Genomic DNA, 18540 nt, shown 5'->3' with positions numbered 1-18540 from the left:
GTACACGACGGCCCCACAATGAAACATAGAACTGTATGCACATTTGCTACGATGATTTTACCGCGAGCGCGAAGATCATCGCGAAGCTGGAGGAGCGCTATCCGGAGGCGGCCTGGCCGGTGCCGTCGACGGCGGGGGAGATCCTGAAGCGGGAGGGTCTGGTGCAGCCGCGGCGTCGGCGTCATCGGGTGCCGCCGACGCTGGGCGGTCTGACGGTGGCGGAGCGGCCGAACCAGGTCTGGGCGACAGACCACAAGGGCTGGTTTCGGCTGGGCAATGGCGAGCGGTGCGAGCCGCTGACGATCGGCGACGGCTATGCGCGGTATCTGCTGGGGCTGACGGCGGGCGACAGCACCCGGGGTGAGGAGGCGCGAGCGGAGTTCGAGCGGAGCTTCGAGGAGAATGGCCTGCCCGAGATCATGCGGTCGGACAACGGTTCGCCGTTCGCCTCGCCCGGGGTTACCGGGCTGACGCGGCTGAGCGCCTGGTGGGCGAAGCTGGGCATCCGGCACGAGCGGACGGCACCGGGCAAGCCGCAGCAGAATGGACGTCAGGAGCGGTTCCATCTGACCCTGCGGGAGGCGATTGAGCCGGCGGCGGCCGACCGGGCGGCCCAGGCTGCACGCTTCGCCGAATTCCGGGCGTATTACAACCACGAACGGCCGCATGAAGCCTTGGGGCAGACGCCGCCGGCGCGGCACTATCAGCCGTCGCCGCGGCCGTTGCCGAAGCGTCTGCCGGAGCCGGAGTATCCCCGGGAAGCCGATATCCGCCGGGTGCGTTCGAACGGCGAGATCAAGTGGGCGGGCGACTTCCTGTTCGTGTCCGAGGTTCTGGTCGGCGAATGGGTCGCCATCGAGGAACGCGAAACCGGCGAGCTGCGCATGCGCTTCTACAACACGCCGATCGGGGTGATCGACCCCCAGCAGAAGCGACTGCGTCGGGTTGGGGCGCCTGCGCGCAGGCGCCCCAACCCGACGCAGCTGTCACCCATCCATCCGGTCTAAAATGTCACCCATCTATCCGCTGGACATCGCGCAGCGAGACCGGGTGAGGGCCGCCCGGCCGCGACACCAGGATCAGCGTTTCAGGACAGGGCGGATCATGCGCTCGCTCCTGGCAAAGCGGTGCTTTCGGCCAGGCCGCCATCCCTCACCCGGACATCCTTCGGATGTCCGACCTCTCCCGCAAGCGGGAGAGGCAATGGTCTCGCAAGCCCGTCGCGTTGCCGTATCGCCTATAGCTCCTCTGCCCGGATCGGCACCAAGGCGTCGTCATCCTCGGCGATGCGACCCGGCCAGTTTCCCCAGACGACGCGCACCTTCATCTCCTTGCCCCGCCACCTGACGACGATTTCGTCACCGACCATCGGCGGCCGTCCTTCATAGCTGCTGGTCTCTCCTGTGAGCTCGTCTTCCTTAACGAACTCGCCGGATTTCAGGAGTATTCGCTTCACCCAACAGGCCATGGCTGCATCGCCTCCTGTCGCAATGACACGGAGCCACTGTGTTGAACGATTGCGCGTTCGTATACTCCGTCCAGTTGCCGTGACGGCGCAGTTCCGGCGCATTCGGGGAGCGATCATGGGCTGGAGGACGCAGGTGGCGACCGCCCTCGACGGGCGGCATCCCGGGCTGGGGCACCGGGTCGAGCTGGGGCTGCACGCGCTGATCCTGTATTCCGCCCTGTCGATGGGGATCGAGACCCTGCCCGGCCTGCCGGGCTGGGCCGCGACGGTGCTGGCCGTCTCGGAGAGCGTCGTCGTCGCGGTGTTCACGGCCGAATACGTCCTGCGCCTTGCCACCACCCCTGCCCCGGGCGCCTATGCGCGAGGTTTCTTCGGGGTCGTCGACCTGCTGGCGATCGCGCCGTTCTATCTCGGCCTCGTCTTCGCCGGCATCGGCATCGACCTGCGCGCGGTCCGGGCGCTGCGGCTGCTGCGTCTGGTCCGGCTGCTGAAGCTGGCCCGCTACAACAGCGCCATCGACCGCCTGACCTCCGCCTGGCGCGCGGTGAAGGAGGAGATCGTCGTGTTCGGCGCGGCGGCGGTCATCGTGCTCTATGTCTGCGCCCTGGTGATCTATCAGTTCGAGCACGACGCCCAGCCCGAGGCCTTCGCCTCGGTGTTCGACGCGATGTGGTGGGCCGCGGTGACGCTGACCACGGTCGGCTATGGCGACGTCTATCCGGTCACCGCCATCGGCCGGATCTTCACCGTGCTGATGCTGTTCGTGGCGCTGGGCATCATCGCCATCCCGACCGGGCTGGTCGCCTCGGCGCTGGGCGCGATCCGGGCCAAGGAAGCGGCCGTCGCCGCAGCCGCCGAGGACCGGGAGGCGGCACACCCCCGGGCGACGTCGCGCGACTGAGCGGGGACGACGCCTCGAGTCAGCCCCGCCGGCGTCCGGTCACGCCGCCGGCTCGGCGACCTCGGGCGCCTCGGCCGTGTCGGCATGGACCTCGTCGCGGATCACCCGCAGCGTCACCGCGTGCAGATAGCGCCTCAGTTCGGCGTTCAGCTCCTGGAACTCCGGCCACAGAATCTGGTCGAAGAAGCTTCGCGGCGCCCGCACCATCACCGTCGTCCGCCGCTGGCGCGGGTAGCGGAACGGCTGCAGCCCGTAGCGCCGGCACAGCGCCACGAACAGGTGCCGCGACCATTGGTCGGGCAGCGTGACCTTCGTCTCCGCCGCCGGATCCCGGGCCTGCTGCTGCCGCAGCCGCGCCCGGATCCGCTCCAGCGCCGCCTCAGCCGCCAGCCGCTCTCCCTCGGTGCCGGCACCGGCATGCAGCGCCTCGATCTTCCGAAGCTTCTCCCGCAGATCCGAATCCGTCGCCATCGCCGCCGCCATCCCCACCGTCGCCCGGCGCCCAAGCTACCCGATGACGGCCATCCGCGACACCGGGTTGCCGGCCCCGCGAGAGCTTGTCCTGACGCTGCACAATTCAGGCAGAGTCGAAGAGCTGCGCCCGCCCGGCCCCGCCGCGGCGGGCTTTTTCATGCGAGGCCGGGATGAACGCCGATGTGATGGAATGGCTGCCGCTACGCTGGGACAATTTCGCCTGGTGCTTCGCGCATCACGGCAATGCCGCCCGCGCGGCGCGGGAGGCCGGGTTCTCGCCGCGCAGCGCGGCCCAGGTCGGCTGCGAGATGATGCAGCGGCCCCACGTCGTGGCCCGCTGCTTCTGGTATGTGGCGCTGTTGCGCGCCGAGGGGCAACCCCCACCGCCGGAGGTGGTGCGCCGGCTGGGCGACATCGGCAGGGCCCGCCGCCTGCGCCACCGCGCCGCGCGGCATGACGCCGACCACCTGCCGGCGATGGACGCGGCGTTCGTGGCGTTCTGCCGCGACCAGGGGCTGAGCGAGACGGGCCTGGTGCCGGCGCCGCAGGACCCACCGGAACCGCCCGAGACGCTGGCGCCATGGGCGGCGGCCGCGCCGCCGCTGCCCGCCTTGCCGCCGCCCGGCCTGGCGCCCACCTTCGAGGCGCTGCTGGAGCCGTCGCGCTACAAGGCCGCGTTCGGCGGCCGCGGCTCCGGCAAGTCGCATGCCTTCGCCGAGATGCTGGTGCGGCGCTGCATCGAGGCGGCGCCGCTGCGGGCGGTGTGCATCCGCGAGGTGCAGCGTTCGCTCGACCAGTCGGTCAAGCGGCTGATCGAGGACAAGATCCAGGCGCTGGACCTGGGCGCGGCCTTCACGGTGCAGGCCAACCGCATCCTGACGCCCGGCGGCGGCCGGATCATCTTCCAGGGCATGCAGAACCACACGGCGGAGAGCATCAAATCGCTGGAGGGCTATGACATCGCCTGGGTCGAGGAGGCGCAAGCCCTGTCGATCCGCAGCCTGGACCTGCTGCGCCCGACCCTCCGCAAGCCGGGGTCGGAGCTGTGGTTCTCGTGGAACCCGGTGAAGCCGACCGACCCGGTGGACGCGCTGTTTCGCGGCGGGACGCCGCCGCCGGATGCCGCGGTGGTGTGGGCCAACTGGACGGAGAACCTGCATTTTCCGGAGGTGCTGCGGACCGAGATGGAATGGGACCGCGGGCGCGACGCCGACAAGCACCAGCATGTCTGGCTCGGCGGCTACCAGACCTTCAGCGAGGCCCGGGTGTTCAGGAACTGGAAGGTGGAGGCGTTCGACACGCCGGCCGATGCCCGCTTCCTGTTCGGCGCCGACTGGGGCTTCGCCCGCGACCCGACGGTGCTGGTGCGCTGCTTCGTCCAGGGGCGGACGCTGTTCGTCGACCACGAGGCCCATCAGGTCGGCTGCGAGATCGACCGGACGCCGGCGCTGTTCGACACCGTGCCGGGGTCGCGGCGCGGCCCGATCATCGCCGACAGCTCCCGGCCGGAGACCATCAGCTACATGCAGCGCAACGGCTTCGGCAGCATCGCCGGGTCGACCAAGGGGGCCGGGTCGGTCAAGGACGGGGTCGAGTTCCTGAAGGCGCACGACATCGTGGTGCATCCGCGCTGCCGCCACCTGATCGACGAGCTGGCGCTGTACAGCTATCGCACCCATCCGAAGACCGGCGTGATCCTGTCCGAGCTGGAGGACCGCGAGAACCACGCCATCGACGCCCTGCGCTATGCCGTCGAGGGGCAGCGGCACAGCACCTATGACAGCTCGATGAAGTGGGTGTAGGGCGGGGCGGCGCGCCAGCCGAAGTGTCCGGTCGGCAGGCCGATCGACGGCCGCCCAGACAGTTCGCTTGCCATAGCAAGCAGGCCTGCCGTGCGACAATTGGTGCAGAATCAAAAAATTCTGCCGATGATAATCCGATCTCCGTTCATAGCAAGGAATAGATCACCGCCGCTTCGCTTCGTCATGATTTTAGTCAACCTGACCGCATATATAACTATTCATCGAGAGTCGATTTCGAAATTATTTGGTTGCGATCCAGTTTCAAACACCTCTCTTTGGTGGATACCAACCAAGTGATTCGCACCAAGGAGAATGATTGACATGGCCATCAACGGGACTGCCGGCGCCGACAGCCTATGGGGCTCGAATGGGTCAGATCTCATCTACGGCTTCGACGGCAATGACTATGGGTATGGCCAGGCCGGGGACGACCGGCTCGATGGCGGCAACGGCAGGGACTATCTCGACGGGGATGACGGCAACGACACGATTTTCGGGGGCGCCGAGACCGACCATCTGGTCGGCAGAGCGGGAGTCGATCATCTCTACGGCGGCGCCGGCCAGGATTATATCGAAGGCGGCGCCGGCGCCGACGTCCTGGATGGCGGCGACACCAGCACGCTGAACTATCTCGCCTACCGCCGCTCCACCGCCGGCGTCACCGTCAATCTCGAGGCCCGCACCGCCAGCGGCGGCGAGGCGACCGGCGACAGCTTCGTCAACTTCCAGAACATCGACGGCAGTCCCCATGACGACAATCTGACCGGCAATGGCGGCACTAACATGCTGTATGGCGGGGCCGGCAACGACACGCTCAGCAGCGGCGGCGACTACGATTATCTTTATGGCCAGGACGGCAATGACGTGATGCGTGGCGGCTCGGGGTCGACCTATTTCGGCGACGACTTCGACGGCGGCAACGGCATCGACACGGTGACCTACACCGAAAGCAATGTCGGCGTGACGGTCAACCTGGCGACGGGCACCGGGTCGGGCGGGAACGCCGCGCGCGACGGATACACCTCGGTGGAGAACGTCAACAGCTCCGCCGGAAGCGACGCCCTCATCGGCAACGGCGGGGCGAATGCGCTGGACGGCTGGGCCGGCCGGGACACGCTGACCGGCGGTGGCGGTGCCGACCGGTTCAACTTCACCTCGATCGCTCACACCACCTTCAGCCAGGCCGACACGGTCACGGATTTCAGCCGGGCCGAGGGCGACAAGGTCGTCCTGGCGGCGATCGACGCCAACACCGGCGCGGCCGGCAACCAGGCCTTCAGCTTCATCGGGTCGGGGCTGTACACCCATCATGCGGGCGAGCTGCGCTATGCCGATCGCGGCGGCGGCCATGTGACGATCGCCGGCGATGTAAACGGCGACGGCACCTCCGATTTCCACATCGAGCTGTACGGGGCGTCCCGTCTCGCCGCTTCGGACTTCGTGCTCTAGCGTGCCGCGGTCGAGGGGCTGCGGCGGGGCCGGTATAACAACATCTCGATGAAAGCGGGCGTAGGGCAGGGCCGGCGGCCCTGCCCTCGCCGTATGCCCCTCAGGCGGCGGCTGCCGGCCGCTGGTACAGCACCGGGGTGGGGAGCGGCAGCAGGGCCTTGCCGCCGCGGTCGAGATAGGGGGCGATGCGCTCCATCATCCCCGGATACGAGGCGCTGGCCAGCAGCACCACGCCCGGCCCGCTTTCGTTCACCGTGTCGGGCGACTGGATCGGCAGGCCCAGGCCCTCGATCTCGAGGCCCCATTTCTTCGGGTTGCCGTCATAGATCGCGACGATCTCGGAATGGTCGAGCGAGGTCGAGCTGAGCAGGTTGGTGAAGTAGTTGCCGATGCCGTAGACCGCCATCGGCAACCCCTGCCGGCGGACATCCGCCAGCACGGCGTCGAAGCGGGCGACATAGTCGCGGTACTTGCGGCGGAACTCATGCGCCAGGGCGATGTCGACGGCGACGTCGTCGGTCGGCAGGCGGGCCTCGCCGGTGTTGCGGCAGACGGCGCGCAGGATGCCCTTGTGCGAGGTCACCGTGCCGTCGAAGCCGTGCCGCCGCATCGCTCGCAGCAGCGAGGTGGCGGTGAAGTAGTTCGGATGCTCGTACATCCAGAACGGCGCGCCCTCGGCCATCACGATGCCGCAATCCGGCACCTCCAGGGCGACATGGCCGCCGGTCCGTACCACCTTCTTCAGGCCGCCGAGGAAGGTGTCGGGCTCGGTCACATGCTCCAGCACCAGGCGGGCGCTGACGAAGTCGAAGCTGTCGGCCGGGAAGGTGTCGGGGGTGAAATAGTCCAGCGTGGTCTCGACGCCGAAGGCGCGCCTGGCCTCGGCCGCCGCGGCCTCGTTCGGGTCGCAGCCATGGACCGTCATGCCGGCGTCCTGCAGCCGGGCCAGGAAGCGGCCGTCATAGGAGCCGATCTCCAGCGCGTGGCCCGACATCGGGATGCCGGCGGCGACCAGGAACGCTAGGAACTCCCGGTGGCGCTCGTCCATCTCGGGGTCCGAGGCGAAGGTCGGGTAGGAGCCGTAATATTTGCTGTAGATCTCGTCCAGCGCCGCGCGGTCGGGCGGCAGCAGCTGCATCGAGGTGCCGCAGGCATGGCACAGGCCGACCGTCATCGGCACCGTGCGCCAGATGCTCTCGAACTCGGTCGGCCGGATCAGGTAGCTGTATTTCTCGATCTCGACCAGGACCTCCAGCTCGGAGGCGCCGCAATGCGGGCATCGGTCGATGGTCTTATTCATGAAGCGCAATTCCCCCCAAACAAATCAGCGATGATTTGACGACCGTCGCGGTCGGCCATGATCGGCTCGCGGCGGACGCGCTTGCGCACGCCCTGCCGCTGCCCGCACGCGGAGTGTAGTCACCGTCGGCCATGGCGGCCAACCCTGGAATCGGAGGACCGCGCGACGGCTGCTGCCCCTCGAATCCGACGCGGGACTCCCCATATGTCGCGGGCACCGAGAACAGCATGGATCCCGGATCAAAAATGAACCCCTTCCGCAGCCGCCTGGGCCGCCTCGCCGCCAGCCTCTTCCTCGGGCTGGGCGTGCTTCTGGCCGCCGTCGACGACGCCGACGCCCGCCGCGTGAATTCGGGCGGCTTCGGCAGCCGCGGGGTGCGGACCTTCCAGGCGCCGCCGGCCACGCCCACCGCGCCCGGCACGGCGGCGCCGATCGACCGGTCGATGACGCCGCGCACGCAGACGGCGGCCCAGCCGGGCCAGGCGCAGCCGGGGGCCGGGGTCCAGAGCCCCAGCCGGTTCGGCGGCTTCGGCGGCATCCTCGGCGGCCTGGCGGTCGGCGGCCTCGTCGGCATGCTGCTGGGCCACGGCTTCGGCGGCGCCGCCGGGCTGATGGGAATGGTGCTGCAGATCGGCCTGGTGATCCTGGCCGTGATGGCGTTCCGGCGCATCTTCCGCCGCGCCGGCGCCGCCGGCCGCCCGGCCTATGCCGGGGCGTCGATGTCCGCGATGAATGGTGAGGCCGGGGGTGGAGCCGTCGGCGGTCCGGTCCCGGGGCTCGCGGGTTCGGGCAGGTCCGCGCGCCTTGCGGCGAAGGACGGGGTCGGCCTCGACGGTTCGGACTTCAATGCCTTCGAGCGGCTGCTCGGCGAAATCCAGGCCGCCCATGCGGCGGAGGATTTCGCCGGCCTGCGCGCCCGCACCACCCCGGAGGTGATGTCGTATTTTGCCGAGGAGCTCGGCGAGAACGCGACCCGCGGCGTGAAGAACGAGGTGTCGGACGTCCGCCTGCTGCAGGGCGACCTGGCTGAGGCGTGGCGCGAGGACGACACCGACTATGCGACCGTGGCGATGCGGTATTCCAGCGTCGACGCCACGCGCGACCGGGCGACCGGGCGGATCGTCGAAGGCGACGCCGACAAGCCGACCGAGACCGTCGAGCTCTGGACCTTCGCCCGCAAGAGCCGCGCCGACTGGAAGCTGTCCGCGGTCCAGGCGGCGGCCTGACACGAGGCGGGTCGAGCGCCGGAGCAGCCGTGCCCCCGCCCTGTCGGGCGCGGAAGGTCACCGTAATTCCCAGGCTGCGATGACAGCGCAGCCTGGGAGACCGTCTGGAAACGCACCTGGTGCGGCCGTCTGATGGCGGACTCCAAGCTTCCGGTGCTCACGGACCTATGTCCGCCGCAGGCCGGGTCTCGAAACCACCGCCCAGCCGACCCACACCAGCGCATTTCCAAACGGTCTCCGAGCCGGCCCGCCGCCGACCGAGGAAAACTGACGTCCGCGGCGTGCAGCGCCACCTGATTGTTTCATTCGTCATTTTTATTATTACATATGTCATCATAGTTTTCAGTAATCGCGCAATGGATCGACCACGACCATTGTTCAATACCACTTCCAGTATCTAACGGCATGCTTGCAATGCATGAGGCCTCTCGGCGCACCCCTGCCTAGAGTGCCGCTTCGCATGTGGCGGCGCCGATCGGCGCATCCCCGGGCGCCAGCGGCCGGTTCGCGGCATCGGCCGACACGACCGAAATCGACGCTCACAACCGGTTCGAGAAGGACCTTGAGGATGGTGGACCCCAACATATTGCAGTGGCTGCTGAACATGCAGGTGCTGAACCCGGCCGGCGTGGCCGCGTATCTCCGCGACACGATGGGCCAGGCCGACCAGATCGAGGTCCTGAACCAGTTCCCCCAGCACCGGGCCCAGCTGGTTCAGTCGCTCATGAACGGCCAGTCCTCCCAGGGCTCCTCCAGCGCGCCATACTATCCCGCCTGGAGCCAGCACCCGGGCCAGCCGGTCTACCCGCCCGCACCCTTCAATCCGGCGCCGAGCCCGTACCGGACGGCGAATCCCGATGCCGCCCCCTTCGCCCCCGCGACCCCACCGCCATGGGCGTATCAGCAGCCCCCCGCGACGCCGCTGCCGTCGGTATTCCAGCGGCCGCCGCAGCCCTTGCGGCGGCCGCATGGCAGCCCCCTCTGGCCAGCCGTGCCGGGCCTGCCGGGCGCCCGGCGGATCGTGGAGATCGACAATTCGCAATACGCCATGCGGCATCGGGCTCGCCCGGGAGCACAGCCGACGCTCTCCAGCGGAGCCTGCGCCGCCATTACCGCCCAGTTCCTGAACCGAAGCTTTCTCGAAGGCGGCATTGCCACCAATCTCGGCGGGCAATGGCTGATCGAGGCGATCCAGTCCAGCTATGAAAGCCCGGTCTATGACAACAGCGGGCCGGAGGCCAATCTTCTGCGGCAAAGCAACCTGCAGATCCTGGCGGAAAACCGCATCAGAAACGACGGCGTCGAATCATGGGCGGCGGTGCTCGGCCACATCCAATCGACCATCGGCGGCTTTTTCGTCTACCTGGAGAATGACGAGGGCGACGGGCATATCGTCGGATTCCTGAACGATGGCGCCTCGATATATTACATCGACCCGAATCATGGGCTGTTCGACCTCGGCCCGGGGTCCGGCTTCGTTCAGAGAGCCATGCAGTACATGACCATACAGCATGACCAGGACTCGATCGTCGTCTACAGGGTCGACCGGGCGGCGATGCCCGATCCCCGGGCAGGCCGGCCGCCGCAATGGCATCGCCGAGGCTGACGAAAAGGCCATGGCGCTCCGCCGATGCCACGCGGCGGCGGCGCTATGATGACGGTTTCGGCGGGGCCATGGATTGCAGCCCCCGATTGCGCGGCAACAACCGGAGTTCGGCCCTGCACCCCGGGGCCCATCCTTCCCCCGGATCATCGAGCAGTTTCGATGATCCGAACAGAAGGATCCATCCCGATGCGCAAGGAAGCGGACAACAAGGCCGTCGTCGGCCGCTGGTTCACCCAGTTCTGGGGCCGGGACGCCGACCTCGCGGTCGTCGACGAGATCGCCGCGCCGGACATGCTGCTGCAATACTCGCTGCACGAGCCCCGCCGCGGCCGCGACGACATCAAGGCGTTCATGCGCGACTTCCGGGCCGCCTTCCCCGACCTCGCCTTCCGGGGCACGGCCGAGCTGATCGCCGAGGGCGATTATGTCGTCGGCCAGTGGGAGGGCGGCGGCACCCACACCGGGCCGGCCTTCGGCGACTTCCTGGCCGGCGGCCTGCCGGCCGCGACCGGCCGCAGGATGCACTTCACCGGCACCACCGTGCTGAAGGTGGTCGACGGCAGGATCGTGGAGGAGATCGGCCTCGACGACGGCGTGACCGCGCTGACCCAGCTGGGGCTGATCAAGGCCGCCTGACCGACGCCGACCTGTTCCCGGCATAGGGGACCGGAGCGCCTGCCTCGGGACATCGGGGCGGGCGCTTCCTCACGTCAGCATCGGCCACAGCGTCGCCGCCAGCAGCGCGGCCATGGCCAGGTTGAACCATCTCAGCCGGGCCGGATCGGCCAGCACGCGCCGCAGCGCCAAGCCGAAGCCGGCCCAGGCCAGGATGCTGGGCAGGTTGACCAGGGCGAAGGCGGCGCAGATCGGCAGCACCGACAAGAGCGGCGCCTCCGGGCTGGCGTAGACCGCCATGGTCGTCGCCGCCACCGCCCAGGCCTTCGGGTTGACCCATTGGAAGGCGGCCGACTGCCACAGGGTCAGCGGCCTGGCCTCGCCGCCGCCGCCGCCGAGCGAGCGCGACCGGCCGATGCGCCAGGCGAGGTGGAGCAGATAGGCGGCGCCCGCGATCCGGAGGCCGGTGTGCAGTGCCGGCCAGGCCGCCAGCGCGGCGCCGAGGCCGAGCCCGACCGCCAGCAGCAAAGCGGTGAAGCCGAGGGTGATGCCGGCCACCTGCGGCAGGGTGCGCCGGAAGCCGAAATTGGCACCGGAGGCGAGCAGCATCAGGTTGCTCGGCCCCGGCGTGATCGAGGTCACGAAGGCGAAGAGGCACAGCGCCAGCAGCGCATCGATGGACATGGGTCCGCTCCCGTCGCGAAGGTGTCGACGGACGTTCTGGCGCGGGAGCGGAGGCGCGTGGGGTCCGGAATCCGGACCGCTCAGGCGATTTTGGCGCCGCGCTGCTGCAGCAGGGCGCGCAGCACCGAACGGTGGCAACGGCTCTCATCCTCGCAGTAGCAGCCCAGCGCGAAATGCGCGTCGTGCGACAGGGCGGCGAGCAGGTCGAGGGTGCGGCGCGGCGTCGGCCGCTCCATCTCGGCCCGGAAGGCGCGGGCGAAGGCATCCCACTCCGCATCCGTCCGCGCCGCCCTGCCCCGGGCCAGCAGCTCCGGGCTGGGCGACAGGTCGGGGAGCCAGACGTCGAGCCAGTCGGCGGCGGCGTAGCGCGCCTTCGGCACGCCGCGCGGCAGGCGGCGGACGGCGCCGATCCGGGTGCCCTCGCCCGGATGGCGCGGACTGCCGAGGCGGACGATCCGCAGCGTCATGCGCCGAGTTCCGCCGAGGCGATGTCCGCGAACTGATAGCGCCGGAACCAGCCGGGAAAGGCGCGCGCCAGGACCCGTGGACCCTGCACCGCGAGCCCCATCCGCCGGGCCTCGGCGAAGCCGGCGTCGCCGCGCCACCAGGCGACCAGGGCGGCGAGCGGCCCCTGGACGCAGAGCGGCTCCGGAAAGCCCGGATTGTGCGTGCACAGCGACGCCTCGGCCGGCGTCAGCAGCAGGAAGTGCCGCGGGTGGCCGCGGATCTCGAAGCGCACCACCATCGGGTCGCGCGGCAGCGCCTCGAAATCGACGCGCCGGCGCAGGTCGACCAGCAGCGGCTCGAGGTCGAGATCCTCCGCTTCCGCCCGCCGCGGCAGCCAGCGCTGGCCCCAGTGACCGAGCGCGCCGACCAGCCCGGCCAGCTCCCGTCCCGCCTCGGTGAGGAGGTATTCGGGCCCGGGCTCGACCCGCTCGACCACGCCGATGGCGGCGAGCGCCTGCAGCCGCTCCGACAGCATGGTGCGCGAGATCCGCGGGATGCCGCGGCGGATGTCGTTGAAGCGCCGGCTGCCGCACAGCAGCTCGCGCACCACCAGCAAGGTCCAGCGCCCGCCCAGAACCTCATGGGCGCGCGCCACCGCGCAGAACTGACCGTATCCCGCCATGGCGCCACGGTAGCATGACGGGCCGGCCCGGGCGGTCCGGAATCCGGACCGCCCGCCGTCCTCAGGGCACCGCCACCCGGCCGCTCGAGACCACCGACAGCTTCCAGCCGGCGACCTGGGTGCCCGCGACGTTGAGGTGCCCGACCAGGAACTTCAGCCGCTCCGGGTCCTCGCCCTTGGCAGTGCAGAACCGGTCCTGCAGGTAGAAGGGCGGCTGGGCCTGGTAGTAGAGCGTGGCCTGAACCGCAGCCGGCCGGCTGCCGGCCGACAGGTCGGCGAGCGGCACGGCATAGACCAGGCTGTCGCCGCCGCCGGTGACGTAGTCGGGGTCGTCGCCGACGCCGGTCGCGCCGGCTTCCTTGGCCAGGTCCTCGGTCGCGCCCAGGGCCTTGGCGATCTCGGTGCGCTCGGCCAGCGGCAGATAGCCGTGCGGCAGGATGCGGTTGTCCTTCACCGTGTTGCAGATCGAGAGGAAGCTGGTGGTCAGCTCGCCCCGCGGTGTCGTGTCCGGACCGCACATCGCGGCCGTGGCGTTGGGCGGCGGGGTCGACACCAGCTCCTGATAGATCTGGGCCTGGTCCTGGCCGGTGATGCGCTGGTAGTGCGGCTGGTGCAGCCGCGCCAGCGGCTGGATGCGCGCCGAGCAGTCGTCGGCCCACCAGTACTCGCCGTCGAGCGCCTTGCCGGACTGGTCGACCAAGGCGCCGGCCGCGTTGGTGCGGCCGGAGGCCCAGAGCGTATTGCCGAGCTGGTCCAGCACCTGGAACTCGACGAAGGCGCGGCGGAAGCCGACGCCGGAGGGCAGCTTGTGGCCGGTCTCGCTGCGCACGGTCACGGTCGCCTGCAGCGTGCCGCCGGACGTCGAGATGCCGCTCACCGCCACCTCCGCGGTGCCGGTGCTGGCGAGGTCGAGCATCGCCTGCTCGGTCCGCACCAGCGGGTCGACGCCGCGGGTGCCCATCATCGGGTCCGGGGTGGGGATGCCGAGCACGTCGGGGAATTGCTGCGCGATCTTGATCAGGAAGACGTTCAGCCCGACCAGGGTGTGGGCGGCGAAGCCGTCGCGCACGGGCAGGTCGATATCCTCCGGCCCGAGGTTGTTCTCGGCCTCCGGGAAGTTGCTGTATTCCTGGATGCTGGCGATCTTGCTGCGCATCGGCTTGCCGTCCGCGGTCTTCGACGGCATGTGGCAGCCCTGGCAGGACTGGGCCAGGCTGCCGGGACCCTGCGGCAGCGGGCCGTCGGGCGAGGTGCCGGTGCGGTAGGCGCTGAACGCCCATTCCGGATAGGTCGTCTGCTCGTAGATATGGGTGATGACCGCCGGATCCTGCGGGTTCGCCGTCTGGACGGGCAAGTTCGTCGTCTGGAGGGGCGGCCGGACCGCCGGCTGCAGCACCGGCAGGTGCACGGTGTGGCAGGTGCCGCAGACCTCGGAGCTCTTGATCGTCGCATTGTGCTCCGGCGTGACGCCGAGCGCGGCCTGCATCGGTTTCACCTGCGGCTTTTCGAACGGGCCGATCAGCTTGTCAGGGGCGCCGACGAAGAAGCTGCCGGTGAAGGTGCGGGCGAAGCCGGTGTTGTGTGGGTTCAGGAACTGCTGCCGTTCGGCGATGCAGGCGTTCTCCGGCGCATCGGCGACGCCGGCGGCCGCACTGCCCAGTGTCATGCGGTGGCAGGAGGTGCAGGAGATTCCGTCGCGGGCCAGCGCGCCGTACTTCGCATCCGCCGCGGTCGGATTGTCGTCCGGCCAGGGCACCGCATTCACCATGTCGCGGGTGAAGGGCTCGCATTTGTCGGCCTGGGCGAAGGTGTCGATGTGGAACTGTCGCTGGCCCTGGATGCCGTGACAGCCGAGGCAGGTGTTCTCGACCAGGGCTTTCATGCCGGGCCCGGGATGGAAGGTCTGGGTCTCGCTGGCCAGCTGGGCGAAGAAGAACGGATCGCGCCCGGCCAGCCCCATCGGCGAGCTGCGCCAGGTGGCGTAGGGCGACAGGTTGATCAGGTTGTCGCCATGCGGGTTCGGCACCGTCATGTCGTATTGCAGTCCGGTGCTGCCGGCGTCGTGGCAGCCGAGGCACTGGGTGGAGGTGACGAACTCGTCCGCCGCACGCGGGCCGCCGGCGCCGACCCAGGTGTTGTCATAGGTCGCCGACGGCATGTTGGCGACCGTGTCCCAGCTCGGCATCCGCAGCAGATAGGCGCGCAGGGCCTGATCGACCGCTTTGTCGGCCTGGTACAGCGGCTCGCCCAGCCGGGTCACCTCGTCCGGCGGCAGCGTGACGGCGCGGTGCTGGGACGGCGGCGACGGCGCCGAGAACCAGGACTGGCTGAGATAGACCAGCGGCTGCCCGGGCTGGCCATAGATGTTGCGCGGCGAGGCGAAGGTCAGGTTGTCCTTGGCCGAGGCGTGGCAGTTCATGCAGTACTGGGCGAAGCCCATATTGCCCAGCAGGTTGTTCGGGCTGGGCGGCCAGTCCGGCGACCAGCCACCATTCGGCCCGAAGCCGTACCAGCCCCAGAACCAGCCGTCATGCGAGGCCTTGCCGTCGCGGATCATGACCGCGGCGCCGGAAGTCGGGAGCAGCTTGACCGGATCGACATCGGCGCAGGCGGCGGCCGGGTACGGGAACATCTCCTTGACCATGATCGCGCCGTCGGGGACCGGGGGCGGCGGGTTCGACGACGCGGCGGTCTCGCCGGAGCGATGCTGGACCAGCCACTCGGCCATGTCTGGCGAGTACCAGATCACCACCGGGGTATGAGTGCCGAAGCCCTTGCCCTGCCAGGCGCCGTCCGCCAGGGCTGCGGTGAACGGGCCGGCGTCGCGGACATGCTTGTCGCGGCGCCAGCCGGAGGCGGTGTCGCGATGGCAGTAATTGCCGAAGAACTGGTTGAGCTTGGCCTCGTACTGGTCGAGCGGCAGGGCCGACGGGTCGCGCACGGCGGCAAGCAGGCTCTGGCACAGCGCCGGGTCGGTCGGCAGCAGCGGCTGGGCCTGCTCCGCGGTGCAGCGGGCCGGATCGGCGAGGCCGGGGGTGGCGAACAGGGCAATGGCGGCGGCCGCGAGCAGGCCGGCGCAGATCCGGTGCCAAGACCCCTGCCGGCGCGCCGTCCGGCCCCGATCGGCTGAATCCCAATTTTCCTGCATGACGCCCCCCGGCGCTCTTGCCAATCATTTGATGCAAACGAAGTAACAGCCCGCCTTGTGAGCGGAATACCCGGTTCTTCAATAGAATGAGAGATTATCACCTCAATTTATTAAAGGCGAATTCCGCAATTTGCACAAAATTCTCCCGAATACAGCTTGGCGCGGCCGGCTCGATCGGCATCGCCCAGCCTGCGCTTTCGCTGACCTATGACCAGGCCGGCCGGACCGGGCGCATGGACATCCGCCCTCGCCACACCCATCTCACCGCCGGTCGACGACATTGGGATCTCGCCTTGGACCACGCCGCCGAACTGGACCGACTGGACCGCCTCGCCACGCTGCTGGATTCGCGCTGGCGCCTGCCGCTCCTGGGCTGGCGCTTCGGGCTCGATTCCGTGATCGGGCTGGTGCCGGGGCTGGGTGACGCCGCCGGCGGGCTGCTTTCCGCCTGGCTGATCCTGCGGGCCCGGCGCCTCGGCGCGCCGAACCGCGTGCTGGCGCTGATGGCCGGCAATGTCGTGCTCGACGTCGCCCTCGGCGCCGTGCCGGTGCTGGGCGACATCCTGGATATCGGGCTGAAGGCCAACCGCCGCAACGCCCGGCTGCTGCGGCGGCATTTCGAGCGGCAGGGCGCCGGGGTGTGAGCCCTCAGCTCGCCGGCTGTGCCGGAGGAAAAGCCCAGCTGCCGTCGCGGATCTCGGCCCGCGGGCGGAACAGGCGCACGGTGTAGTTCCAGCCCGCCGTGATCGGCAGGCAGTTCGCGACCGTGCCGTCGCAGCCGCCGAACTGGATGGTGACCGCGCCGTCCGGGCCTTTCTTTGCCGTGAGGCTGTTCACCGAATAGACATTCTCCGGGTTCGCCTGGAGGTAGCCGGCGCTGTTGTAGACGGTCAGCGACCAGAAGCCGTCGACCGGCACGTCCCCGACCGTCAGCCGGTGGATGGTGGTGCCGTCGTTCCGGGCCGGCGTGGTGGGGAGATACAGCGCATCCGCCTCGGGATAGCCGCCCCACAGCATGGCGCTGCCGATCAGGTGCCGGACCGGGTCGACCGCGTCGGGGCCGGCGCCGAACATGCGCCGGGTGTCGGACACGGTGGTGCCGAGCTGCTGCAGCGCCGCCTGGATCGTCCTGAGCCTGGCCTGGTCCCAGTCCGGGATCTCGAAGCTGCCGGGACGATCCTGGCCGAGCGTGACCTTGTCCTGCAGGGCATGGACCTGGGCGACGTCGGCTCGGTTCGCGAAATCGACCAGGAAGCGGACCACGACGATGGCGTAGCGCGTGCCGACCGCCTCCCGGGTCAGGGTGTGGCGGCCGGCATCATAGAAGGTCGCCCGGGTGTACTGGTCCTCGTTGACGACCTGCATGCCCATGAAGCGCTTGCCAGGGTCCGGCAGCGTGACCGTCGCCGGCCCGGCATCGAGGTCGAGGATCGCGAAGGAATAGAGGGTGTCGCGGTTGGGCCGGACGATGCCCAGCTGGACAGGGGGCGCAAGCTCTCGCCCATGCTTGAACCGGCCGAAGCCGCCGGCCTTCACCACCCCGGCGAAGTTCACATCGGTCTGGGCCCGGCTGTAGGTCTCGACGCTGACGGGCACGGCGGCCGTCTGCGCCGATGCGGCGGAACTCGCCATCAACAGGGACATGGCCGCGAGGATCCTTCTGCAGGTCTTGGTCATGTTGCTTTCCGGGGAGGCGGAGCCCTTCCAAGCGCTATAGTTAGGCCTGCCGGATCTGGAAATGAACCGGCGCCGATGGCAACCGGCCTCTCGGATATGATAGGCTGGCCACATGGACCTGAACGCCGCCCGCATGTTCGTCGCCGTCGTCCAGACGGGTAGCCTGTCGGCGGCGGCGGCGCGCCTGGGCATTCCGCTGCCGACGCTGAGCCGCCGCATCCGCGAGCTGGAGCGGCAGCTCAAGGTGCAACTGCTGGAGCGGTCGACCCGCGGCACCCGGCTGACCGATGCCGGGACCCGCCTCTACGAGCATGCCGGCGGCGGCGTCGAGGCGCTGCTGGAGGCCGAGCAGGCCGTGGCCAGCGATCAGGCCCGGCTGAAGGGGCGGCTGCGCCTGTCGCTGCCCCAGACCTTCCTGCCGTGGTGGGAGCTGCTGGCCGCGTTCCAGCGCCGCTATCCCGACATCCAGGTCCATGTCACCTCGACCGAGCGGCGCATGGACCTGGTCGAGGACGGCATCGACGTCGCCCTGCGCGTCGGCGCGATCGTCCATGAGGCCATGGTGGCGCGGCATGTCCTGTCGTTCCGCAACGTTCTGGTCGCCGGCCCGGCACTGGTGCAGCGGCTGGGCCTGCCGGCCGATCCCGAGGCGCTGCAGCACTATCCCTGCGCGGTGTGGTCGACGCGGATCGACGCCCCGGCCCGTTGGGATCTGGGCGGACAGGTGGTGACGCCCCGGGCGGTGCTGACCGCCAACGACTACCATTTCCTGTGCAGCCGCGCGCTCGACGGCGACGTGGCGACGGAGCTGCCGCCCTTCCTGGCGGCCGGCCCGATCCGCGACGGGCGCCTGATGCGGCTGCTGCCGCGGCACAAGCTGCCGGAATGGCCTCTGCACCTGGTCTATTCGCCGCACCGCCACCCGTCGACGATCGTCCGGGCCTATCTGGATTTCTGCCGGGGCTGGCTGCCGAACATCGCCCGGGCCTGCGAGATCGATGCAATCGCCTGACCGGCTTGCTATTCCGACTTATCCGACCAATATTCTAGTCAGATTGGTC

Annotated in this window: 17 protein-coding genes; 9 read left to right on the top strand and 8 right to left on the bottom strand. The window is 69.3% G+C overall.

The window, feature by feature from the left end:
- Positions 1-35: 35 nt before the first annotated feature.
- Positions 36-1007, top strand: coding sequence for an integrase core domain-containing protein (locus tag QFZ27_RS11365; protein ID WP_429226468.1), 972 nt, complete (start codon positions 36-38; stop codon positions 1005-1007).
- Positions 1008-1237: 230 nt separating this feature from the next.
- Here QFZ27_RS11365 and QFZ27_RS11360 read toward each other — a convergent pair whose 3' ends face one another.
- Positions 1238-1468 carry a hypothetical protein gene (locus tag QFZ27_RS11360; RefSeq protein ID WP_429226467.1) on the bottom strand — a complete coding sequence of 77 codons (231 nt, stop codon included), beginning with the start codon at positions 1466-1468 and terminating at the stop codon, positions 1238-1240.
- Positions 1469-1601: 133 nt separating this feature from the next.
- Here QFZ27_RS11360 and QFZ27_RS11355 point away from each other — a divergent pair, with 133 nt between their 5' ends.
- Positions 1602-2369 (top strand): ion transporter, encoded by a 768-nt coding sequence (locus QFZ27_RS11355; protein WP_429226466.1) that lies wholly within the window; start codon positions 1602-1604, stop codon positions 2367-2369.
- 39 nt (positions 2370-2408) lie between these two features.
- On the opposite strand, the gene QFZ27_RS11350 is transcribed toward QFZ27_RS11355, so the two are convergent.
- On the bottom strand, positions 2409-2840 hold the full coding sequence (locus tag QFZ27_RS11350; RefSeq protein WP_429226465.1) for a hypothetical protein: 432 nt from the start codon (positions 2838-2840) through the stop codon (positions 2409-2411).
- Positions 2841-3013: 173 nt separating this feature from the next.
- On the opposite strand from QFZ27_RS11350, the gene QFZ27_RS11345 reads away from it, so the two are divergent.
- Complete coding sequence (locus QFZ27_RS11345; RefSeq protein ID WP_429226464.1) at positions 3014-4645, top strand: PBSX family phage terminase large subunit; 1632 nt, start codon at positions 3014-3016, stop codon at positions 4643-4645.
- A gap of 321 nt (positions 4646-4966) precedes the next feature.
- Entirely contained in the window at positions 4967-6094 is a 1128-nt protein-coding gene (locus QFZ27_RS11340; protein ID WP_429226463.1) for a calcium-binding protein, read from the top strand.
- 100 nt (positions 6095-6194) lie between these two features.
- Here QFZ27_RS11340 and QFZ27_RS11335 read toward each other — a convergent pair whose 3' ends face one another.
- The gene (locus QFZ27_RS11335; RefSeq protein WP_429226461.1) at positions 6195-7394 is read right to left on the bottom strand and encodes a class I SAM-dependent methyltransferase; all 1200 of its coding nucleotides are present in this window, start codon (positions 7392-7394) and stop codon (positions 6195-6197) included.
- A 245-nt stretch (positions 7395-7639) separates the two neighbouring features.
- On the opposite strand from QFZ27_RS11335, the gene QFZ27_RS11330 reads away from it, so the two are divergent.
- The 3 genes from QFZ27_RS11330 to QFZ27_RS11320 all read left to right on the top strand — a co-directional run bounded on the left by QFZ27_RS11330 (position 7640) and on the right by QFZ27_RS11320 (position 10862).
- Positions 7640-8620 carry a Tim44 domain-containing protein gene (locus QFZ27_RS11330; RefSeq protein WP_429226460.1) on the top strand — a complete coding sequence of 327 codons (981 nt, stop codon included), beginning with the start codon at positions 7640-7642 and terminating at the stop codon, positions 8618-8620.
- Positions 8621-9038: 418 nt separating this feature from the next.
- Positions 9039-10226 carry a hypothetical protein gene (locus QFZ27_RS11325; protein WP_429226459.1) on the top strand — a complete coding sequence of 396 codons (1188 nt, stop codon included), beginning with the start codon at positions 9039-9041 and terminating at the stop codon, positions 10224-10226.
- Positions 10227-10412: 186 nt separating this feature from the next.
- Complete coding sequence (locus QFZ27_RS11320) at positions 10413-10862, top strand: ester cyclase (RefSeq protein WP_429226458.1); 450 nt, start codon at positions 10413-10415, stop codon at positions 10860-10862.
- 69 nt (positions 10863-10931) lie between these two features.
- Here the strand turns inward: QFZ27_RS11320 and QFZ27_RS11315 are convergent, their stop codons facing one another.
- From QFZ27_RS11315 to QFZ27_RS11300, 4 genes are all read right to left on the bottom strand, one after another.
- Entirely contained in the window at positions 10932-11525 is a 594-nt protein-coding gene (locus QFZ27_RS11315) for a LysE family translocator (protein ID WP_429226457.1), read from the bottom strand.
- 80 nt (positions 11526-11605) lie between these two features.
- Positions 11606-11992, bottom strand: a complete 387-nt coding sequence (locus QFZ27_RS11310; protein WP_429226456.1) for a DUF488 domain-containing protein — start codon at positions 11990-11992, stop codon at positions 11606-11608.
- Positions 11989-12654, bottom strand: a complete 666-nt coding sequence (locus tag QFZ27_RS11305; RefSeq protein WP_429226455.1) for a winged helix-turn-helix transcriptional regulator — start codon at positions 12652-12654, stop codon at positions 11989-11991. Before QFZ27_RS11305 ends, QFZ27_RS11310 begins: the two co-directional genes overlap by 4 nt.
- 61 nt (positions 12655-12715) lie before the next feature.
- Positions 12716-15802, bottom strand: coding sequence for a hypothetical protein (locus QFZ27_RS11300; protein WP_429226454.1), 3087 nt, complete (start codon positions 15800-15802; stop codon positions 12716-12718).
- Positions 15803-16035: 233 nt separating this feature from the next.
- Between QFZ27_RS11300 and QFZ27_RS11295 the strand changes: the two genes are divergently transcribed.
- Positions 16036-16446, top strand: coding sequence for a DUF4112 domain-containing protein (locus QFZ27_RS11295; RefSeq protein ID WP_429226453.1), 411 nt, complete (start codon positions 16036-16038; stop codon positions 16444-16446).
- Positions 16447-16450: 4 nt separating this feature from the next.
- Here QFZ27_RS11295 and QFZ27_RS11290 read toward each other — a convergent pair whose 3' ends face one another.
- On the bottom strand, positions 16451-17446 hold the full coding sequence (locus QFZ27_RS11290; RefSeq protein ID WP_429226452.1) for a DUF1254 domain-containing protein: 996 nt from the start codon (positions 17444-17446) through the stop codon (positions 16451-16453).
- A gap of 145 nt (positions 17447-17591) precedes the next feature.
- Between QFZ27_RS11290 and QFZ27_RS11285 the strand changes: the two genes are divergently transcribed.
- Positions 17592-18491, top strand: coding sequence for a LysR family transcriptional regulator (locus QFZ27_RS11285; RefSeq protein WP_429226451.1), 900 nt, complete (start codon positions 17592-17594; stop codon positions 18489-18491).
- Positions 18492-18540 lie beyond the last annotated feature (49 nt).

This window comes from Inquilinus ginsengisoli, from assembly GCF_050434925.1.
Classification (GTDB): Bacteria; Pseudomonadota; Alphaproteobacteria; order DSM-16000; family Inquilinaceae; genus Inquilinus; species Inquilinus ginsengisoli_B.
The sequence above is the reverse complement of the archived record's forward strand: the minus strand, read 5'-3'. Positions and strand labels throughout refer to the sequence as shown.

Bases quoted from the DNA above. Each gene is read 5' to 3' on its own strand.
- QFZ27_RS11365 (WP_429226468.1), top strand. From the start codon at position 36: ATGCACATTTGCTACGATGATTTTACCGCGAGCGCGAAGATCATCGCG.
- QFZ27_RS11360 (WP_429226467.1), bottom strand. From the start codon at position 1,468: ATGGCCTGTTGGGTGAAGCGAATACTCCTGAAATCCGGCGAGTTCGTT.
- QFZ27_RS11350 (WP_429226465.1), bottom strand. From the start codon at position 2,840: ATGGCGACGGATTCGGATCTGCGGGAGAAGCTTCGGAAGATCGAGGCG.
- QFZ27_RS11345 (WP_429226464.1), top strand. From the start codon at position 3,014: ATGAACGCCGATGTGATGGAATGGCTGCCGCTACGCTGGGACAATTTC.
- QFZ27_RS11340 (WP_429226463.1), top strand. From the start codon at position 4,967: ATGGCCATCAACGGGACTGCCGGCGCCGACAGCCTATGGGGCTCGAAT.
- QFZ27_RS11335 (WP_429226461.1), bottom strand. From the start codon at position 7,394: ATGAATAAGACCATCGACCGATGCCCGCATTGCGGCGCCTCCGAGCTG.
- QFZ27_RS11330 (WP_429226460.1), top strand. From the start codon at position 7,640: ATGAACCCCTTCCGCAGCCGCCTGGGCCGCCTCGCCGCCAGCCTCTTC.
- QFZ27_RS11325 (WP_429226459.1), top strand. From the start codon at position 9,039: ATGAGGCCTCTCGGCGCACCCCTGCCTAGAGTGCCGCTTCGCATGTGG.
- QFZ27_RS11320 (WP_429226458.1), top strand. From the start codon at position 10,413: ATGCGCAAGGAAGCGGACAACAAGGCCGTCGTCGGCCGCTGGTTCACC.
- QFZ27_RS11315 (WP_429226457.1), bottom strand. From the start codon at position 11,525: ATGTCCATCGATGCGCTGCTGGCGCTGTGCCTCTTCGCCTTCGTGACC.
- QFZ27_RS11310 (WP_429226456.1), bottom strand. From the start codon at position 11,992: ATGACGCTGCGGATCGTCCGCCTCGGCAGTCCGCGCCATCCGGGCGAG.
- QFZ27_RS11305 (WP_429226455.1), bottom strand. From the start codon at position 12,654: ATGGCGGGATACGGTCAGTTCTGCGCGGTGGCGCGCGCCCATGAGGTT.
- QFZ27_RS11300 (WP_429226454.1), bottom strand. From the start codon at position 15,802: ATGCAGGAAAATTGGGATTCAGCCGATCGGGGCCGGACGGCGCGCCGG.
- QFZ27_RS11295 (WP_429226453.1), top strand. From the start codon at position 16,036: ATGGACATCCGCCCTCGCCACACCCATCTCACCGCCGGTCGACGACAT.
- QFZ27_RS11290 (WP_429226452.1), bottom strand. From the start codon at position 17,446: ATGTCCCTGTTGATGGCGAGTTCCGCCGCATCGGCGCAGACGGCCGCC.
- QFZ27_RS11285 (WP_429226451.1), top strand. From the start codon at position 17,592: ATGGACCTGAACGCCGCCCGCATGTTCGTCGCCGTCGTCCAGACGGGT.